The organism is Streptomyces sp. sk2.1 (assembly GCF_008120935.1).
Classification (GTDB): Bacteria; Actinomycetota; Actinomycetes; order Streptomycetales; family Streptomycetaceae; genus Streptomyces.
This window is the reverse complement of the sequence record NZ_RDBO01000020.1, coordinates 858,660-873,771: the sequence shown is the minus strand read 5'-3', so window position 1 is coordinate 873,771 and position 15,112 is coordinate 858,660. Positions and strand designations below refer to the sequence as shown.

The 15,112-nt window shown below is 68.8% G+C and carries 13 protein-coding genes and 1 riboswitch; of the genes, 11 read left to right on the top strand and 2 right to left on the bottom strand.

From position 1 onward, the window contains the following. The first annotated feature begins 90 nt into the window (after positions 1–90). The gene (locus EAO76_RS07430) at positions 91–1,065 is read left to right on the top strand and encodes a carbohydrate kinase family protein (RefSeq protein WP_148834531.1); all 975 of its coding nucleotides are present in this window, start codon (positions 91–93) and stop codon (positions 1,063–1,065) included. Positions 1,066–1,113: 48 nt separating this feature from the next. On the opposite strand, the gene EAO76_RS07425 is transcribed toward EAO76_RS07430, so the two are convergent. Beyond that, positions 1,114–2,496, bottom strand: coding sequence for a cysteine desulfurase/sulfurtransferase TusA family protein (locus EAO76_RS07425; RefSeq protein ID WP_148834529.1), 1,383 nt, complete (start codon positions 2,494–2,496; stop codon positions 1,114–1,116). Between the two features lie 270 nt (positions 2,497–2,766). Here EAO76_RS07425 and coxB point away from each other — a divergent pair, with 270 nt between their 5' ends. The 4 genes from coxB to EAO76_RS07405 all read left to right on the top strand — a co-directional run bounded on the left by coxB (position 2,767) and on the right by EAO76_RS07405 (position 7,226). Continuing rightward, positions 2,767–3,729, top strand: coding sequence for a cytochrome c oxidase subunit II (gene coxB, locus EAO76_RS07420; protein ID WP_148834527.1), 963 nt, complete (start codon positions 2,767–2,769; stop codon positions 3,727–3,729). Beyond that, positions 3,726–5,462 (top strand): cytochrome c oxidase subunit I, encoded by a 1,737-nt coding sequence (gene ctaD / locus EAO76_RS07415; protein WP_148834525.1) that lies wholly within the window; start codon positions 3,726–3,728, stop codon positions 5,460–5,462. The genes coxB and ctaD overlap by 4 nt, the downstream gene beginning before the upstream one ends. Then, positions 5,459–5,857, top strand: coding sequence for a cytochrome c oxidase subunit 4 (locus tag EAO76_RS07410; protein ID WP_148834523.1), 399 nt, complete (start codon positions 5,459–5,461; stop codon positions 5,855–5,857). The genes ctaD and EAO76_RS07410 overlap by 4 nt, the downstream gene beginning before the upstream one ends. A 118-nt stretch (positions 5,858–5,975) precedes the next feature. Then, positions 5,976–7,226 (top strand): Ig-like domain-containing protein, encoded by a 1,251-nt coding sequence (locus EAO76_RS07405; RefSeq protein WP_148834521.1) that lies wholly within the window; start codon positions 5,976–5,978, stop codon positions 7,224–7,226. An 80-nt stretch (positions 7,227–7,306) separates the two neighbouring features. Here the strand turns inward: EAO76_RS07405 and EAO76_RS07400 are convergent, their stop codons facing one another. Next, positions 7,307–7,708 carry a hypothetical protein gene (locus tag EAO76_RS07400; protein WP_148834519.1) on the bottom strand — a complete coding sequence of 134 codons (402 nt, stop codon included), beginning with the start codon at positions 7,706–7,708 and terminating at the stop codon, positions 7,307–7,309. 187 nt (positions 7,709–7,895) lie between these two features. On the opposite strand from EAO76_RS07400, the gene EAO76_RS07395 reads away from it, so the two are divergent. From EAO76_RS07395 to EAO76_RS07370, 6 genes are all read left to right on the top strand, one after another. Continuing rightward, positions 7,896–8,516, top strand: coding sequence for a heme-copper oxidase subunit III (locus tag EAO76_RS07395; protein WP_148834517.1), 621 nt, complete (start codon positions 7,896–7,898; stop codon positions 8,514–8,516). A 94-nt stretch (positions 8,517–8,610) separates the two neighbouring features. After that, a complete protein-coding gene (locus EAO76_RS07390) occupies positions 8,611–9,420 on the top strand; it encodes a c-type cytochrome (RefSeq protein ID WP_148834515.1) in 810 nt (269 codons plus the stop codon). Further along, positions 9,417–10,469, top strand: a complete 1,053-nt coding sequence (locus EAO76_RS07385; protein WP_148834512.1) for a ubiquinol-cytochrome c reductase iron-sulfur subunit — start codon at positions 9,417–9,419, stop codon at positions 10,467–10,469. Before EAO76_RS07390 ends, EAO76_RS07385 begins: the two co-directional genes overlap by 4 nt. Positions 10,470–10,474: 5 nt before the next feature. Next, the gene (locus tag EAO76_RS07380; protein WP_148834510.1) at positions 10,475–12,100 is read left to right on the top strand and encodes a cytochrome bc complex cytochrome b subunit; all 1,626 of its coding nucleotides are present in this window, start codon (positions 10,475–10,477) and stop codon (positions 12,098–12,100) included. Positions 12,101–12,224: 124 nt separating this feature from the next. Continuing rightward, a complete protein-coding gene (trpD, locus tag EAO76_RS07375; RefSeq protein ID WP_148834508.1) occupies positions 12,225–13,289 on the top strand; it encodes an anthranilate phosphoribosyltransferase in 1,065 nt (354 codons plus the stop codon). A 149-nt stretch (positions 13,290–13,438) separates the two neighbouring features. Beyond that, a riboswitch (SAM riboswitch) is annotated at positions 13,439–13,556 on the top strand. 175 nt (positions 13,557–13,731) lie between these two features. Beyond that, positions 13,732–15,108: an aminotransferase class V-fold PLP-dependent enzyme gene (locus EAO76_RS07370; RefSeq protein WP_148834506.1), complete on the top strand. Its 1,377-nt coding sequence runs from the start codon at positions 13,732–13,734 to the stop codon at positions 15,106–15,108. Positions 15,109–15,112 lie beyond the last annotated feature (4 nt).

Here is a 15,112-nt window from a genome sequence, read left to right as displayed (position 1 = left end):
CGGGTCCGGGGAGCGGGTAGCGTGAACTGTCACGCCGCCCCGGGAACACCGTCAGCCGTTCCCCCCGATCTCCGCAGGAGCAGTCTCCCCGTGCGAATCGCAGTCACCGGCTCCATCGCCACCGATCACCTCATGACCTTCCCCGGCCGTTTCGCCGACCAGCTGGTCGCGGATCAGCTGCACACGGTCTCGCTCTCCTTCCTGGTCGACAACCTCGACGTGCGCCGGGGCGGTGTCGCCGCCAACATCTGCTTCGGCATGGGTCTGCTCGGTACGAACCCGATCCTGGTCGGCGCCGCCGGCTCCGACTTCGACGAGTACCGCGCCTGGCTCGACCGGCACGGCGTCGACACCGGCTCGGTCCGGATCTCCGAGGTCCTGCACACCGCCCGCTTCGTCTGCACCACGGACGCCGACCACAACCAGATCGGCTCCTTCTACACGGGTGCGATGAGCGAGGCCCGGCTCATCGAGCTGAAGGCCGTCGCGGACCGGGTGGGCGGCCTCGACCTCGTCTCGATCGGCGCCGACGACCCCGAGGGCATGCTCCGCCACACCGAGGAGTGCCGCTCCCGGGGCATCCCGTTCGCCGCCGACTTCTCGCAGCAGATCGCCCGGATGGACGGCGAGGAGATCCGGATCCTCCTCGACGGCGCCACGTACCTCTTCTCCAACGAGTACGAGAAGGGACTCATCGAGTCCAAGACCGGCTGGACCGACGAGGAGATCCTGGGCAAGGTCGGCCACCGGGTCACCACGCTCGGCGCCCGCGGCGTCCGGATCGAGCGCGCGGGCGAGGACCCGATCGAGGTCGGCTGCCCCGAGGAGGAGACCAAGGCCGACCCGACCGGCGTCGGCGACGCCTTCCGCGCCGGATTCCTCTCCGGCCTCGCCTGGGGCGTCGGCCTGGAGCGCGCCGCCCAGGTCGGCTGCATGCTGGCCACCCTGGTCATCGAGACGGTCGGCACCCAGGAGTACACCCTGCGCCGCGCCCACTTCATGGACCGCTTCACCAAGGCGTACGGCCACGACGCCGCCGCCGAGGTCCGCGTCCACCTGGGCTGACCCGACGGGTGTCGGGTGGCCTCCGGCCGGAGGCCACCCGGCGGGTTCTCAGACGAGCCGGCGGACCACATGGGCCGAACCGCGGTCCGCGGGCTCCTCGCCCACGTACTCCTGCCCGCGCATCGTGCACCAGGCGGGGATGTCCAGGCGCGCCGCCTCGTCGTCGGAGAGCACCGTCACCGTCCCGCCCACCGGTACCTCCCCGATCACCTTTGCGAGCTCGATCACCGGGATCGGGCAGCGCTTCCCGAGCGCGTCGACCACCAGGGACGCGGCCGGGGCGGGGGAGGCGGCCGCCGACGCGGGCGCGCCGAGCCTCGCCCGTACCTCCGCCACCGCCCGGGGCAGTGCCTCCAGGAAGTCGTCGACCTCCTCGTCGCGGGTGCCGTCCGGCAGCGAGACCCGTACGTTCCCCTCCGACAGCACCCCCATCGCCCTGAGCACATGGCTCGGCGTCAGCGTGCTGCTGGTGCAGGACGAACCGGACGACACGGAGAAACCCGCCCGGTCCAGCTCGTGCAGCAGGGCCTCCCCGTCGACATAGAGACAGGAGAAGGTCACCAGGTGCGGCAGCCGCCGCACCGGATCGCCGACCACCTCCACATCGGGCACCAGCTCCGGCACCCGGCTCCTGATCCGGTCCACCAGGACCCGCAGCCGCGCGGCCTCGGCCTCCGCCCCGGCCCGTACCGCCCGCAGCGAGGCCGCCGCGGCGACGATCGCCGGAATGTTCTCGAACCCCGCCGACCGCCCGGACTCCCGTTCGTCGACCGGCCCCCGCGGCGCGAACCGCACCCCCTTGCGCACCACCAGCAGCCCCACCCCCGAGGGTCCGCCCCACTTGTGGGCACTGCCCACCAGCAGCGACCAGCCGCCCGGCACCGGCGCCCGGCCCAGCGACTGCGCCGCGTCCACCAGCAGCGGCACCCCCGCCTCCCGGCAGACCTCCGCGACCTCCGCCACCGGCTGCTCGGTGCCGACCTCGTGGTTGGCGGACTGCAGACAGGCCAGCGCGGTGTCCGCCCGCAGCGCCCGCGCCCAGTCCGCCGCGTCCACCGCCCCCGAGCGGTCCACCGCCACCTCGGAGACCGAGCCGCCCTCGGCCTCATGGGCGGCGGCCGAATGGAGTACCGACGAGTGTTCGACCGAGGAGACGACCAGATGGCGGCCGACACGCCGACGGCCCGCGAGCGCCCCGGAAATTCCGGCGTGCACCGCCCGGGTCCCCGAAGGGGTGAACGTGAGCTCGTCCGGCCGGCACCCGACGGCCTCGGCGGCGGCCTCCCGGGCGGCGTCCAGCAGCAGCCCGGCCCGCCGCCCCTCGCGGTGGAGCCTGGCCGGGTCGGCCCAGCCCTCGTCCAGCGCGGCAAGCAGCGCCTGGCGTGCGACGGGGTGCAGGGGGGCGGAGGATGCGGTGTCGAAGTAGGGCACCCGGCCACGCTAGCCCGCGCCGGGCCGGGGGGCCGGGAGGGGCCTTCCGGACCGCCGGGAGAGGGGGCGTCAGATGACGGCCGGAGGCGCGCATTCCACCCCTTCGGGGAGTCGGACGGCGCGTTGGGCACCCTCCCCGCGCGACCCCAAATAGCGTCCAGTAGGGTTTGGTCCGCATAAACATCCAAACCCCTGCCCGCGTCAGGGCGGCGACCGACCAGAAAGACGGCCGCGCCGACCGCGCGGGCGAGACTCTCGGGAAGGCGCTACGTGAGTCCCAACGGCTCCGACCGCTCGTCGCGGCGCCCGATGCGGCGGAAGCTGCCGCAGGTGCTGACTGCGGGCCTGATCCTGGCGACCGCAACCGGTTGCACATACAAGGACTTCCCCCGCCTCGGTATGCCCACGCCGGTAACGGAAGAGGCACCACGGATCCTTTCTCTCTGGCAGGGCTCGTGGGCGGCAGCGCTCGCCACGGGCGTGCTGGTCTGGGGTCTGATCCTGTGGAGCGTCATCTTCCACCGGCGCAGCCGAACCAAGGTCGAGGTTCCTACGCAGACCAGGTACAACATGCCCATCGAGGCGTTGTACACCGTGGTACCCCTGATCATCGTCTCGGTGCTGTTCTACTTCACCGCACGCGATGAATCGAAGCTCCTCTCGCTCTCCGAGAAGCCCGCCCACACCATCAACGTGGTCGGCTACCAGTGGAGCTGGGGATTCAACTACATCGAGGACGTGGACGGCTCGGCCGACACGGGCAACGAGATCCCCAAGGAGCTCGACGCCATCCCCGACCGGTACCAGAAGGACTTCCCGAAGAACGCCGAGGGCGTCTACGACTTCGGTATCCCGGGAACCCGGAACCCGCAGAACGGCAACCCGGGTCCGACCCTGTGGCTGCCGAAGGGCGAGAAGGTCCGCTTCGTCCTGACTTCGCGTGACGTCATCCACTCCTTCTGGGTGGTGCCGTTCCTCATGAAGCAGGACGTCATTCCGGGCCACACCAACGCCTTCGAGGTGACTCCCAACCAGGAGGGCACCTTCATGGGCAAGTGCGCCGAACTCTGCGGCGTCGACCACTCCCGAATGCTCTTCAACGTCAAGGTCGTCTCCCCGGAGCGCTACCAGGCGCACCTGGAGGAGCTGGCGAAGAAGGGCCAGACGGGCTACGTGCCGGCCGGCATCGAGCAGACTGACCCGGCCAGGAATGCGGAGACGAACAAACTGTGAGCATCCTCAACGAACCTCAGGGTGCCGCGGCAGCAGAAGACTCGTACGAGGACGAGCTGCCGGTCCGGCGCAAGCAGCCGGGAAACGTCGTCGTCAAGTGGCTGACCACCACTGACCACAAGACGATCGGCACGATGTACCTGGTCACGTCGTTCGCGTTCTTCTGCATCGGCGGTCTGATGGCGCTCTTCATGCGCGCCGAACTGGCCCGTCCCGGCACGCAGATCATGTCGAACGAGCAGTTCAACCAGGCGTTCACGATGCACGGCACGATCATGCTGCTGATGTTCGCGACGCCGCTGTTCGCCGGGTTCGCGAACTGGATCATGCCGCTGCAGATCGGCGCGCCCGACGTGGCGTTCCCGCGGCTGAACATGTTCGCCTACTGGCTGTACCTCTTCGGTTCGATCATCGCGGTGGCCGGCTTCCTCACCCCGCAGGGTGCGGCGGACTTCGGCTGGTTCGCCTACTCCCCGCTCTCGGACGCGGTCCGTTCGCCGGGTGTCGGCGCCGACATGTGGATCATGGGTCTGGCCTTCTCCGGCTTCGGCACGATCCTCGGTTCGGTCAACTTCATCACCACGATCATCTGCATGCGCGCGCCCGGCATGACGATGTTCCGCATGCCGATCTTCACCTGGAACGTCCTGCTGACCGGTGTGCTGGTCCTGCTGGCCTTCCCGGTCCTCGCCGCCGCGCTCTTCGCGCTGGAGGCCGACCGTAAATTCGGCGCACATATCTTCGACGCGGCCAATGGCGGCGCATTGCTCTGGCAACACCTCTTCTGGTTCTTCGGCCATCCAGAGGTGTACATCATCGCCCTACCATTCTTCGGAATCATTTCCGAGGTAATTCCGGTCTTCAGCCGGAAGCCGATGTTCGGTTACATCGGTCTGATCAGCGCGACGATCGCCATTGCCGGTCTTTCCGTGACGGTGTGGGCCCACCACATGTACGTCACGGGCGGTGTGCTGCTGCCGTTCTTCTCGTTCATGACGTTCCTCATCGCGGTACCGACCGGTGTGAAGTTCTTCAACTGGATCGGCACGATGTGGAAGGGATCGTTGTCCTTCGAGACACCGATGCTCTGGGCCGTCGGCTTCCTGATCACCTTCACCTTCGGTGGTCTGACCGGCGTGATCCTGGCGTCGCCCCCGATGGACTTCCACGTCTCGGACTCGTACTTCGTCGTCGCGCACTTCCACTACGTCATCTTCGGCACCGTGGTGTTCGCGATGTTCTCCGGATTCCACTTCTGGTGGCCGAAGTTCACCGGCAAGATGCTGGACGAGCGGCTCGGCAAGATCACGTTCTGGACGCTGTTCGTGGGCTTCCACGGCACGTTCCTGGTGCAGCACTGGCTCGGTGCCGAGGGCATGCCGCGTCGTTACGCGGACTACCTCGCGGCGGACGGCTTCACCGCGCTGAACACGATCTCGACGATCGCCTCGTTCCTGCTCGGCCTGTCGATGCTGCCGTTCTTCTACAACGTGTGGAAGACCGCCAAGTACGGCAAGAAGATCGAGGTCGACGACCCGTGGGGCTACGGCCGCTCGCTGGAGTGGGCGACCTCCTGCCCGCCGCCGCGGCACAACTTCCTCACCCTGCCCCGGATCCGTTCCGAATCCCCGGCCTTCGATCTGCACCACCCGGAGATCGCCGCGCTGGAGCAGCTGGAGCACCACTCCGAGGATGACAAGGCCCTCGCTGGCGGCAAGGAGGCCGGCAAGTGAAGATCCAGGGCAAGATGTTCCTCTGGCTGAGCATCTTCATGCTCGCCATGGCCATCACCTACGGCGTGTGGGCGAAGGAGCCCGTCGGCACCACCGCGCTGTTCCTGTCCTTCGGTCTGAGCGTGATGATCGGCTTCTACCTGGCCTTCACGGCCCGGCGGGTCGACGCCATGGCGCAGGACAACAAGGAGGCCGACGTCGCGGACGAGGCCGGCGAGGTGGGGTTCTTCTCCCCGCACAGCTGGCAGCCGCTCTCGCTGGCGGTCGGTGGCGCGCTCGCCTTCATGGGCGTCATCTTCGGCTGGTGGCTGCTCTACTTCTCGGCCCCGATGCTCATGATCGGTCTGTTCGGCTGGGTCTTCGAGTACTACCGCGGTGAGAACCGCACCCAGTGACACCGCTCCACCGCTCCACCTGACGGGGGGCCCGCACTTCTCCACCGAGAGGAGTGCGGGCCCCCCGTTTGCAGTCATCCCGCGCGCTGACGCGGACGCGTCTCCATAACGTGGATCCATGAACCGCACGCCGCGCATCCGCCCCGTAGTGAGCTGCACCCTGCTGGCCGCGGCCCTGGCCGCAGGCGCGACCGCCTGCGGCGGATCCGGCCATCCGCTGGCGGAGAAGCCGTACGACGCCGCGGACGAGATCTCCTCCAACGTCTCCGAGGGCGATCGGAAGGTCGATCCCGACAAGCCGCTGGAAGTCACCGCCGACGACGACGGCCGGATCACGGACGTGACGGCGGTGGACGCGACCGGACGCCATCTGGCGGGCGAACTCGACGCGGACGGGAAGCGCTGGCACTCCACGGCCCCGCTGGCCGCCGGCACCCACTACACGGTCCGGGTCGGCGTGGAGGACGACGACGGCGCCCCGGGCAGCCGCACGCTCTCCTTCGGGACGACCGCCGCCAAGAAGTTCCTGAAGGTCGCCTTCGGCCCCAGGGCGGGCACCTACGGCGTCGGGCAGCCCGTCACCGCGGAACTCAGCGCCCCGGTCCGGGACCGGGCCTCCAGGGCCACCGTGGAGCGCGCCCTGAGGGTCCGCTCGACGCCCGCGGTGACCGGTTCCTGGTACTGGGTCGACGACAAGACCCTGCACTACCGCCCCAAGGAGTACTGGCCCGCCAGGGCCACCATCGAGGTCACCAGCGGGCTGGCCGGCATCAGGGTCACCGACACCCTCCACGGCGCCCCCTCCAAGGCGCTGAAAATCACCACGGGCGACCGCATCGAGGCCGTCACCGACGCCTCGACGCACTCGATGACGGTCAAGCGCAACGGGAAAGTGATCAACACCATTCCGGTCACCACCGGGAAGCCCGGCTTCGCCACCCGAAACGGCGTCAAGGTCGTGCTGGGCAAGGAATACCGCGTACGTATGCGCGGGGAGACGATTGGCATCGCGGAGGGTTCCTCCGACTCGTACGACCTGCAGGTCTACTACGCGACCCGGGTCACCTGGAGCGGCGAGTACGTGCACGCGGCCCCCTGGTCCACCGGCTCGCAGGGGTACGCGAACGTCAGCCACGGCTGCACGGGCATGAGCACCGGCCAGGCCGAGTGGTTCTTCAACACCGTGCGCGAGGGCGACATCGTCGAGGTCGTCGGCAGCCAGGGCGAGACGATGGCGCCGTTCGGCAACGGCTACGGCGACTGGAACCTCTCCTGGGCCAAATGGCTGAAGGGCAGCGCACTGCAGAAGAACACCGTCCCGGACCGTTCGGACACGATCCAGGCGGCGCGACTGCGCCCCGAGGTCTGACGGCCCGGGGAGTGCGCTGCCCCTCGGCAGAACCGCGAAGGAGCCCGCGAGGGGGCTCGTGGCGGGCCCTGCGGCGGGACTCAGGCCCCCACGCAGAGCCTGCTGCGCAGCAGGGCGGCCAGGGCGTCCGCGAACTCGACCGGTTCGACCGGCAGGGTCACCGCGGCGTCCGCACGGCTCCAGGTGGCCAGCCAGGCGTCCTGCGGGCGGCCCATCAGCAGCAGCACCGGCGGGCAGCGGAAGACCTCGTCCTTGATCTGCCGGCAGACGCCCATGCCGCCCGCGGGCGCCGTCTCGCCGTCCAGCACGCAGACGTCGACGCCCCCGTGCTCCAGCGCCTCCAGGACCGCGGGCAGCGTGGCGCACTCCAGGAACTCCACCGGTGGCACGTCGGCCGCGGGCCTGCGCCCGGCTGCCAGCCTCACCTGCTCACGAGTGTTGGCGTCGTCGCTGTAGACCAGGACCGTGGCGGTCGGCTGCATAGTTCCTCCGTGACATCCGTGTCTTCGGGGCTTTACGGGCATGAACCGATGCGCGGATCGTACTCCGCCCGACGGCCTGTCAGCACCGGTCAGGACAGCTGTTCCATGGGCCGTTCGGGGCGGACACACCCCGCTGACACACCGAACGGCACCCCCCGGGGTGAGGGCGGGATAAGCGACCGACATAATGTCGGTCGTGGCGACAGCAACGACAGTAGAAACCGGGCACGCGCACCCGTCGGTCAATCGACCGAACCTCACCAGCGTCGGAACCATCATTTGGCTGAGTTCCGAGCTGATGTTCTTCGCGGCCCTCTTCGCGATGTACTTCACCCTGCGATCGGTGATGGGACCGGATCACTGGAAGGAGATGGCCGAGCACCTGAACTTCCCGTTCTCGGCGACAAACACCACGATCCTGGTGCTCTCCTCACTCACCTGCCAGCTCGGCGTCTTCGCCGCGGAGCGGGGCGATGTGAAGAAACTCCGCACCTGGTTCATCATCACCTTCGTGATGGGTGCGATCTTCATCGGAGGCCAGGTCCTCGAGTACACCGAGCTGGTCAAGGAGGCGGGTCTCTCCCTCTCCTCCGACCCGTACGGTTCGGTGTTCTACCTGACCACCGGTTTCCACGGGCTGCACGTGACAGGCGGTCTCATCGCCTTCCTGCTCGTCCTGGGCCGGACGTACGCGGCCAAGAGGTTCACCCACGAACAGGCCACCTCGGCCATCGTCGTGTCCTACTACTGGCACTTCGTCGACGTCGTGTGGATCGGCCTCTTCGCCACGATCTACATGATCAAGTAATCGGGCCCGACCCGAACCGCATGATCAAGTAATCGGGCTCGCACCCGAACCACATCCAGCATCGACGCAGAAGATCCTGACACCGGGGTAATCCGTGAAAAAGCTCTCCGCACGACGACGCCATCCGTTGGCGGCGGTCGTCGTACTACTCCTCGCGCTGGCGGCCACTGGGGGGCTGTACGCCGCGTTTGCGCCCGCGAGCAAGGCGCAGGCCGACGAAACCGCCCAGTCCCTCGCCATCGAAGAGGGCAAGAAGCTGTACTCCGTCGGTTGCGCCAGCTGCCACGGAACCGGCGGTCAGGGCACCACCGACGGGCCGAGCCTGGTCGGCGTGGGCTCCGCCGCCGTGGACTTCCAGGTCGGTACGGGCCGCATGCCGGCGCAGCAGCCCGGCGCCCAGGTACCGAAGAAGAAGGTCATCTACACCCAGGCGCAGATCGACCAGCTCGCGGCCTACGTCGCGTCGCTCGGCGCCGGTCCGATCACTCCGACCAAGAAGCAGGTCAACCCTGCGGGCGCGAACATCGCCAAGGGTGGCGAGCTGTTCCGCACCAACTGCGCGCAGTGCCACAACCTCACCGGTGAGGGCGGCGCGCTGACGAACGGCAAGTACGCGCCCAGCCTGGAGGGCGTGGACCCGAAGCACCTCTACGAGGCCATGCAGACCGGCCCGCAGAACATGCCGTCCTTCCCGGACAGCACGATGCCCGAGCAGCAGAAGCGGGACATCATCGCGTACGTCCAGACCGTGAACAGCGACCAGTCGGAGAACCCGGGCGGTCTCAAGCTGGGTGGCCTGGGGCCGGTCAGCGAGGGCCTGTTCGCCTGGATCTTCGGGCTCGGCGCACTGATCGCAGTTGCCGTTTGGGTCGCGGCCCACACCGCTAAGGCCAAGAAGTCATGAGTAGCCAAGAGATTCCAGACGAGAACCTGCCCGCTGAGCAGGACCCCGCGCACGGCGCGGTGAAGGTCGCGGACGACCCGTTCGCGGACCCGGGGCTGCCGGCCCACAAGCCGCGCATCCAGGACATCGACGAACGGGCCGCGAAGCGCTCCGAGCGCACCGTCGCGCTGCTGTTCACGCTGTCCATGCTGGCGACGGTCGGCTTCATCGCCTCGTACGTCATCTTCCCGGTCGACAAGATCGTGTACATCTGGCCCTTCGGCCATGTGAGCGCGCTCAACTTCTCCCTGGGGCTGACCCTGGGCGTGGCTCTCTTCGCGATCGGCGCCGGTGCCGTCCACTGGGCGCGCACGCTGATGTCCGACGTGGAGGTCGCCGACGACCGGCACCCCATCGAGGCCGCGCCCGAGGTCAAGGCGAAGGTCCTCGCCGACTTCGCGGACGGTGCCCGGGAGTCCGCGATCGGCCGTCGCAAGCTGATCCGCAACACCATGTTCGGCGCGCTGGCCCTGGTGCCGCTCTCCGGTGTGGTGCTGCTGCGCGACCTCGGCCCGCTGCCCGAGAAGAAGCTCCGCGAGACCATGTGGAGCAAGGGCAAGCAGCTCATCAACATGAACACGATGGAGCCGCTGCGTCCCGAGGACGTGATCGTGGGTTCGCTGACCTTCGCCATGCCCGAGGGCCTGGAGGAGGACGCGGAGGACTTCAACAACCAGATCGCCAAGGCCGCGCTGATGATCGTCCGGATCCAGCCGGAGAACATCAAGGACAAGCGCGAGCTGGAGTGGTCCCACGAGGGAATCGTGGCCTTCTCCAAGATCTGCACCCACGTCGGCTGCCCGATCAGCCTGTACGAGCAGCAGACCCACCACGTGCTCTGCCCGTGCCACCAGTCCACCTTCGACCTCTCCGACGGCGCCCGCGTCATTTTCGGTCCGGCCGGTCACGCCCTTCCGCAGCTGCGGATCGGTGTGAACAGCGAGGGCAACCTCGAAGCGCTCGGTGACTTCGACGAGCCCGTCGGTCCGTCCTTCTTCGAGCGGGGATGACACGGATGAGTACTGCGACCGACACCAAGCGCAAGGCACCCGCCGGCGAGCGGGTGGCCGACTGGGCGGACGGCCGGCTCGGGATCTACTCCCTGGCCAAGGCCAACATGCGCAAGATCTTCCCGGACCACTGGTCCTTCATGCTCGGTGAGATCGCCCTCTACAGCTTCATCATCATCATCCTCACGGGTGTGTACCTGACGCTGTTCTTCCACCCGAGCATGAACGAGATCGTGTACCACGGCTCGTACGAGCCGATGCAGGGCATCCGGATGTCCGAGGCGTACGCCTCGACGCTGGACATCAGCTTCGACGTCCGCGGTGGTCTGCTGGTCCGCCAGATCCACCACTGGGCCGCGCTGATCTTCCTGGCCGGCATGTTCGTGCACATGATGCGCGTCTTCTTCACGGGTGCGTTCCGCAAGCCGCGTGAGATCAACTGGCTGTTCGGCTTCCTGCTGTTCGTGCTGGGCATGTTCACCGGCTTCACCGGCTACTCGCTCCCGGACGACCTGCTGTCCGGTACGGGTATCCGCTTCACCCAGGGCGCGATCCTGTCGATGCCGATCGTCGGCACGTACATCTCGATGTTCCTGTTCGGCGGGGAGTTCCCCGGCCACGACATGGTCGCCAGGTTCTACTCGATCCACATCCTGCTGCTGCCGGGCATCATGCTCGGTCTGCTGGTGGCGCACCTGATCCTGGTCTTCTACCACAAGCACACGCAGTTCGCGGGTCCCGGCCGCACCAACAAGAACGTCGTCGGCATGCCGCTGCTGCCGGTGTACATGGCGAAGGCCGGCGGCTTCTTCTTCCTGGTCTTCGGCATCATCGCCATCATCGCGGGGATCGCCACGATCAACCCGGTCTGGAACATCGGTCCGTACCGTCCGGACCAGGTGTCCACCGGCGCCCAGCCCGACTGGTACATGGGCTTCGCCGAGGGTCTGATCCGAGTGATGCCGGGATGGGAGATCAACCTCTGGGGTCACACGCTCGCCCTGGGTGTGTTCATCCCGCTGATGGCCTTCGGAGTGGTGCTCGCGGTTCTCGCGGTCTACCCGTTCGTCGAGTCCTGGATCACCGGGGACAAGCGCGAGCACCACATCCTGGACCGCCCGCGCAACGCCCCGACCCGGACGGCCTTCGGTGTCGCCTGGATCACCGTCTACGTCATCGTCTTCATCGGCGGTGGCAACGACCTGTGGGCCACGCACTTCCACCTGTCGATCAACGCCATCACCTGGTTCATCCGCATCTTCATCTTCGCGGGCCCGATCATCGCGTTCATCGTCACCCGGCGGATCTGCCTCGGCCTCCAGCGCCGCGACAAGGAGAAGGTGCTGCACGGACGCGAGTCCGGCATCATCAAGCGCCTGCCGCACGGTGAGTTCGTCGAGATCCACGAGCCGCTCGGCCCCGAGCAGCTGCACACGCTCACCGCGCACGAGCAGTACAAGCCGGTCGAGATCGGCCCGACGGTCGACGAGAACGGTGTCGAGCGCAAGGTGTCGCCTCTGGAGAAGCTGCGCGCCCGACTCAGCAAGGGCTACTACGGCGAGAACAACCAGATCGCCAAGCCCACCGTCGAGGAGTACAAGGAGATCACCAGCGGCCACGGTCACCACTGATCGCCTGAACTGATCGCCACGGCAGGAGCCCCGTCCACGCGTTGGACGGGGCTCTTCGCCGTCCTCTTCCGATCGATAGGGTGGAGACGATCCTTTTACCGACTGTGGACCCCGGGAGCGGACCATGAACGTTGTGACCCCGATCGGCGGCGACAGCGTGGCGGACCGTTCCTGGCCCGGCGTGCTGAACCCCCTGCTGCGCGGAGAGAACCTCACCGCGGACGCCACCGCCTGGGCCATGGACCGCATCATGAGCGGCGAGGCGACCGATGTGCAGATCGCCGGGTTCGCGGTGGCGCTGCGGGCCAAGGGCGAGACCATCGACGAGGTGACCGGCCTGGTGCGGGCGATGTACGAGCACGCCCGCACCATCGAGGTGCCCGGCCGCACGGTCGACATCGTCGGCACCGGCGGCGACCTCGCCAAGACGGTCAACATCTCCACCATGTCGGCGATCGTCATCGCCGGCACCGGTGCCAAGATCGTCAAGCACGGCAACCGGGCCTCGTCCTCGGCGAGCGGCTCCTCCGACGTGCTGGAGAAGCTCGGCGTCAACCTGGACCTCTCCGCGGAGCGGGTCGTCGAGGTCGCCGAGGAGGCGGGCATCACCTTCTGCTTCGCGGTGAAGTTCCACCCCGCCCTGCGGTACGTCGCCAGGGCCCGCAAGGAGCTCGGTACGCCGACCACGTTCAACATCCTCGGTCCGCTCACCAACCCGGCCCGGGTGCGTTCCCAGGCCGTCGGCGTGGCCGACCCGAAGATGGCACCCATCGTCGCCGGGGTGCTCGCCGAGCGCGGCAACTCCGCGCTGGTCTTCCGCGGCGACGACGGCCTGGACGAGCTGACGACGACCGCGACCTCGCGGGTCTGGGTGGTGCGGGACGGGGCCGTCCGCGAGGAGACGTTCGACCCGCGCGACGTCGGTCTGGAGCTGGTGCCCGTGGAGGCGCTGCGCGGCGCGGACGCCTCGTACAACGCCGATGTGGCCCGCCGGTTGCTGGCGGGCGAGCGGGGGCCGGTGCGCGACGCCGTGCTGCTCAACTCGGCGGCGGCCCTGACGGCGCTGGACCCGACGGACGGCACGCTGAACGAGCAGCTCGCCGCCGGGATGGCGAAGGCGGCCGAGTCCATCGACTCGGGCGCGGCGGCGCGGACGCTGGAGCGCTGGGTGGCGGCCAGCAACGCCTGAGGGCCCGCGGGGCGGCCATCCGATGGCCGCCCGGCAGGCGCGGGCAGGCCCCGACGGGCTCCTGGTCGGGCGGAGAAGTGACGCGGGGCGCGGTCCGGATCCTGGACCGCGCCTTGCGCGCGTCCGCGCGTATGGCAAGATGCTGGGCAGGTCATGAGTGACAGCGACTACGGCCCCGGCCCGCTGTCCGGCAACCCTCCGTCCGTGGCGGGGTGCCCCGGGTGAAGACCAGGCCGTGGGCAGCGAGGTCCGCGGCAAGCGCGGGCCCCTCGGCATCGGTGAATGCCAACCCCCGGGGTCCTGGTCCCTAGGGAGCCTCTTGTGAGCACGCGAATGCGATAGGGCCGGCCGGCCCTCTTCCGCACACCCTTTTTCTCCTTCTGCCGCACTGCCGCGTATCCGCCGGTGCGCGCTCTTCGCCTGCCTCTTACGGGAGTTCGCCATGTCTGTATCCACCGCTGCCATCGACGAGTCGGTTTGTGCCCCCCTGCCCGTTCTGGGGGAGGACGTGAGGGTTCCGCTGGTCACGGGCGGTGAAGTCGCGTACGCCGCCCTCGACTACGCCGCCAGCGCACCCGCCCTGCGCCGGGTCTGGGACGACGTCGCCGCGTACGCCCCGTACTACGGCAGCGTCCACCGCGGCGCCGGCTACCTCTCCCAGCTCTCCACGGACCTCTTCGAGAACAGCCGCGCCACCGTCGCGGAGTTCCTCGGCTGCCGCGCGGACGACCAGGTGGTCTTCACCCGCTCGACCACCGACTCGCTGAACCTGCTGGCCGCGGCGCTCCCCGCCGACTGCCAGGTCTTCGTCTTCGAGACCGAGCACCACGCCTCGCTGCTGCCGTGGCGCGACGCGCGGGTGACCTACCTGAACGCCCCGCGCACCCCGGCCCAGGCCGTCGAGACGCTGGAGCGGGCCCTGGCCGCGCGCGACCCCTACGGCCCCGCGCTGGTCTGCGTCACCGGCGCCTCCAACGTCACCGGCGAGCTGTGGCCGGTCGGGGAACTGGCGGCCGCCGCGCACGCGCACGGCGCCCGGATCGTGCTGGACGCCGCGCAGCTCGCCCCGCACCACCCCGTCGACATCACCGAGCTGGACGTCGACTGGGTCGCCTTCTCCGGGCACAAGCTGTACGCGCCCTTCGGCTCCGGGGTGCTCGCCGGCCGGGCCGACTGGCTGCGGGAGGCCGAGCCATACCTGGCCGGCGGCGGCGCCTCGCGCAAGGTCGCCCGCCGCACCGACGGCGGGGTGGACGTCGAGTGGCACACCACGGCCGCCCGGCACGAGGCCGGTTCCCCCAACGTCATCGGCGCGTACTCCATCGCCTCCGCCTGCAAGGCGCTGAAGGAGGCGGGCTTCGACGCGCTGGTCGCCCGCGAGCAGCGGCTCGTGACCGGTGTCCGGGCCGGTCTCGCCGCGATTCCCCAGGTCAAGGTGCTCTCGCTGTTCGGCGACGACGCCCCGCGGGTCGGCGTCATCTCCTTCGTGGTGGAGGGCTGGAACAGCTCGCACTTCGCCGCCGCGCTCTCCGCCGAGTACGGCATCGGGGTCCGCGACGGACTGTTCTGCGCCCACCCCCTGGTCCGCACCCTGCTGGGCAGCGACCCGCAGGAGGTCGGCGAGTGCGGCGCGCCCGAGGCCGAGCCGGGCGAGCGCTCCCTGAACGCGATCCGGGTGAGCTTCGGCGCCGGTACGCCGGACGAGCACATCGAGCGTTTCGTCCGCGCGGTCGGGGAACTGGTGCGCGAGGGCGCCCAGTGGAAGTACCGCACCGAGGACGGCCGTTGCGTCCCGGACCGGGGCACCGCGCAGCACTGACCGG

Coding starts and splice junctions, on each gene's coding strand:
- EAO76_RS07405 (WP_148834521.1), top strand. CDS start 5,976: ATGAACCGCACGCCGCGCATCCGCCCCGTAGTGAGCTGCACCCTGCTG.
- EAO76_RS07400 (WP_148834519.1), bottom strand. CDS start 7,708: ATGCAGCCGACCGCCACGGTCCTGGTCTACAGCGACGACGCCAACACT.
- EAO76_RS07395 (WP_148834517.1), top strand. CDS start 7,896: ATGTCGGTCGTGGCGACAGCAACGACAGTAGAAACCGGGCACGCGCAC.
- EAO76_RS07385 (WP_148834512.1), top strand. CDS start 9,417: ATGAGTAGCCAAGAGATTCCAGACGAGAACCTGCCCGCTGAGCAGGAC.
- EAO76_RS07380 (WP_148834510.1), top strand. CDS start 10,475: ATGAGTACTGCGACCGACACCAAGCGCAAGGCACCCGCCGGCGAGCGG.
- trpD (WP_148834508.1), top strand. CDS start 12,225: ATGAACGTTGTGACCCCGATCGGCGGCGACAGCGTGGCGGACCGTTCC.
- EAO76_RS07370 (WP_148834506.1), top strand. CDS start 13,732: ATGTCTGTATCCACCGCTGCCATCGACGAGTCGGTTTGTGCCCCCCTG.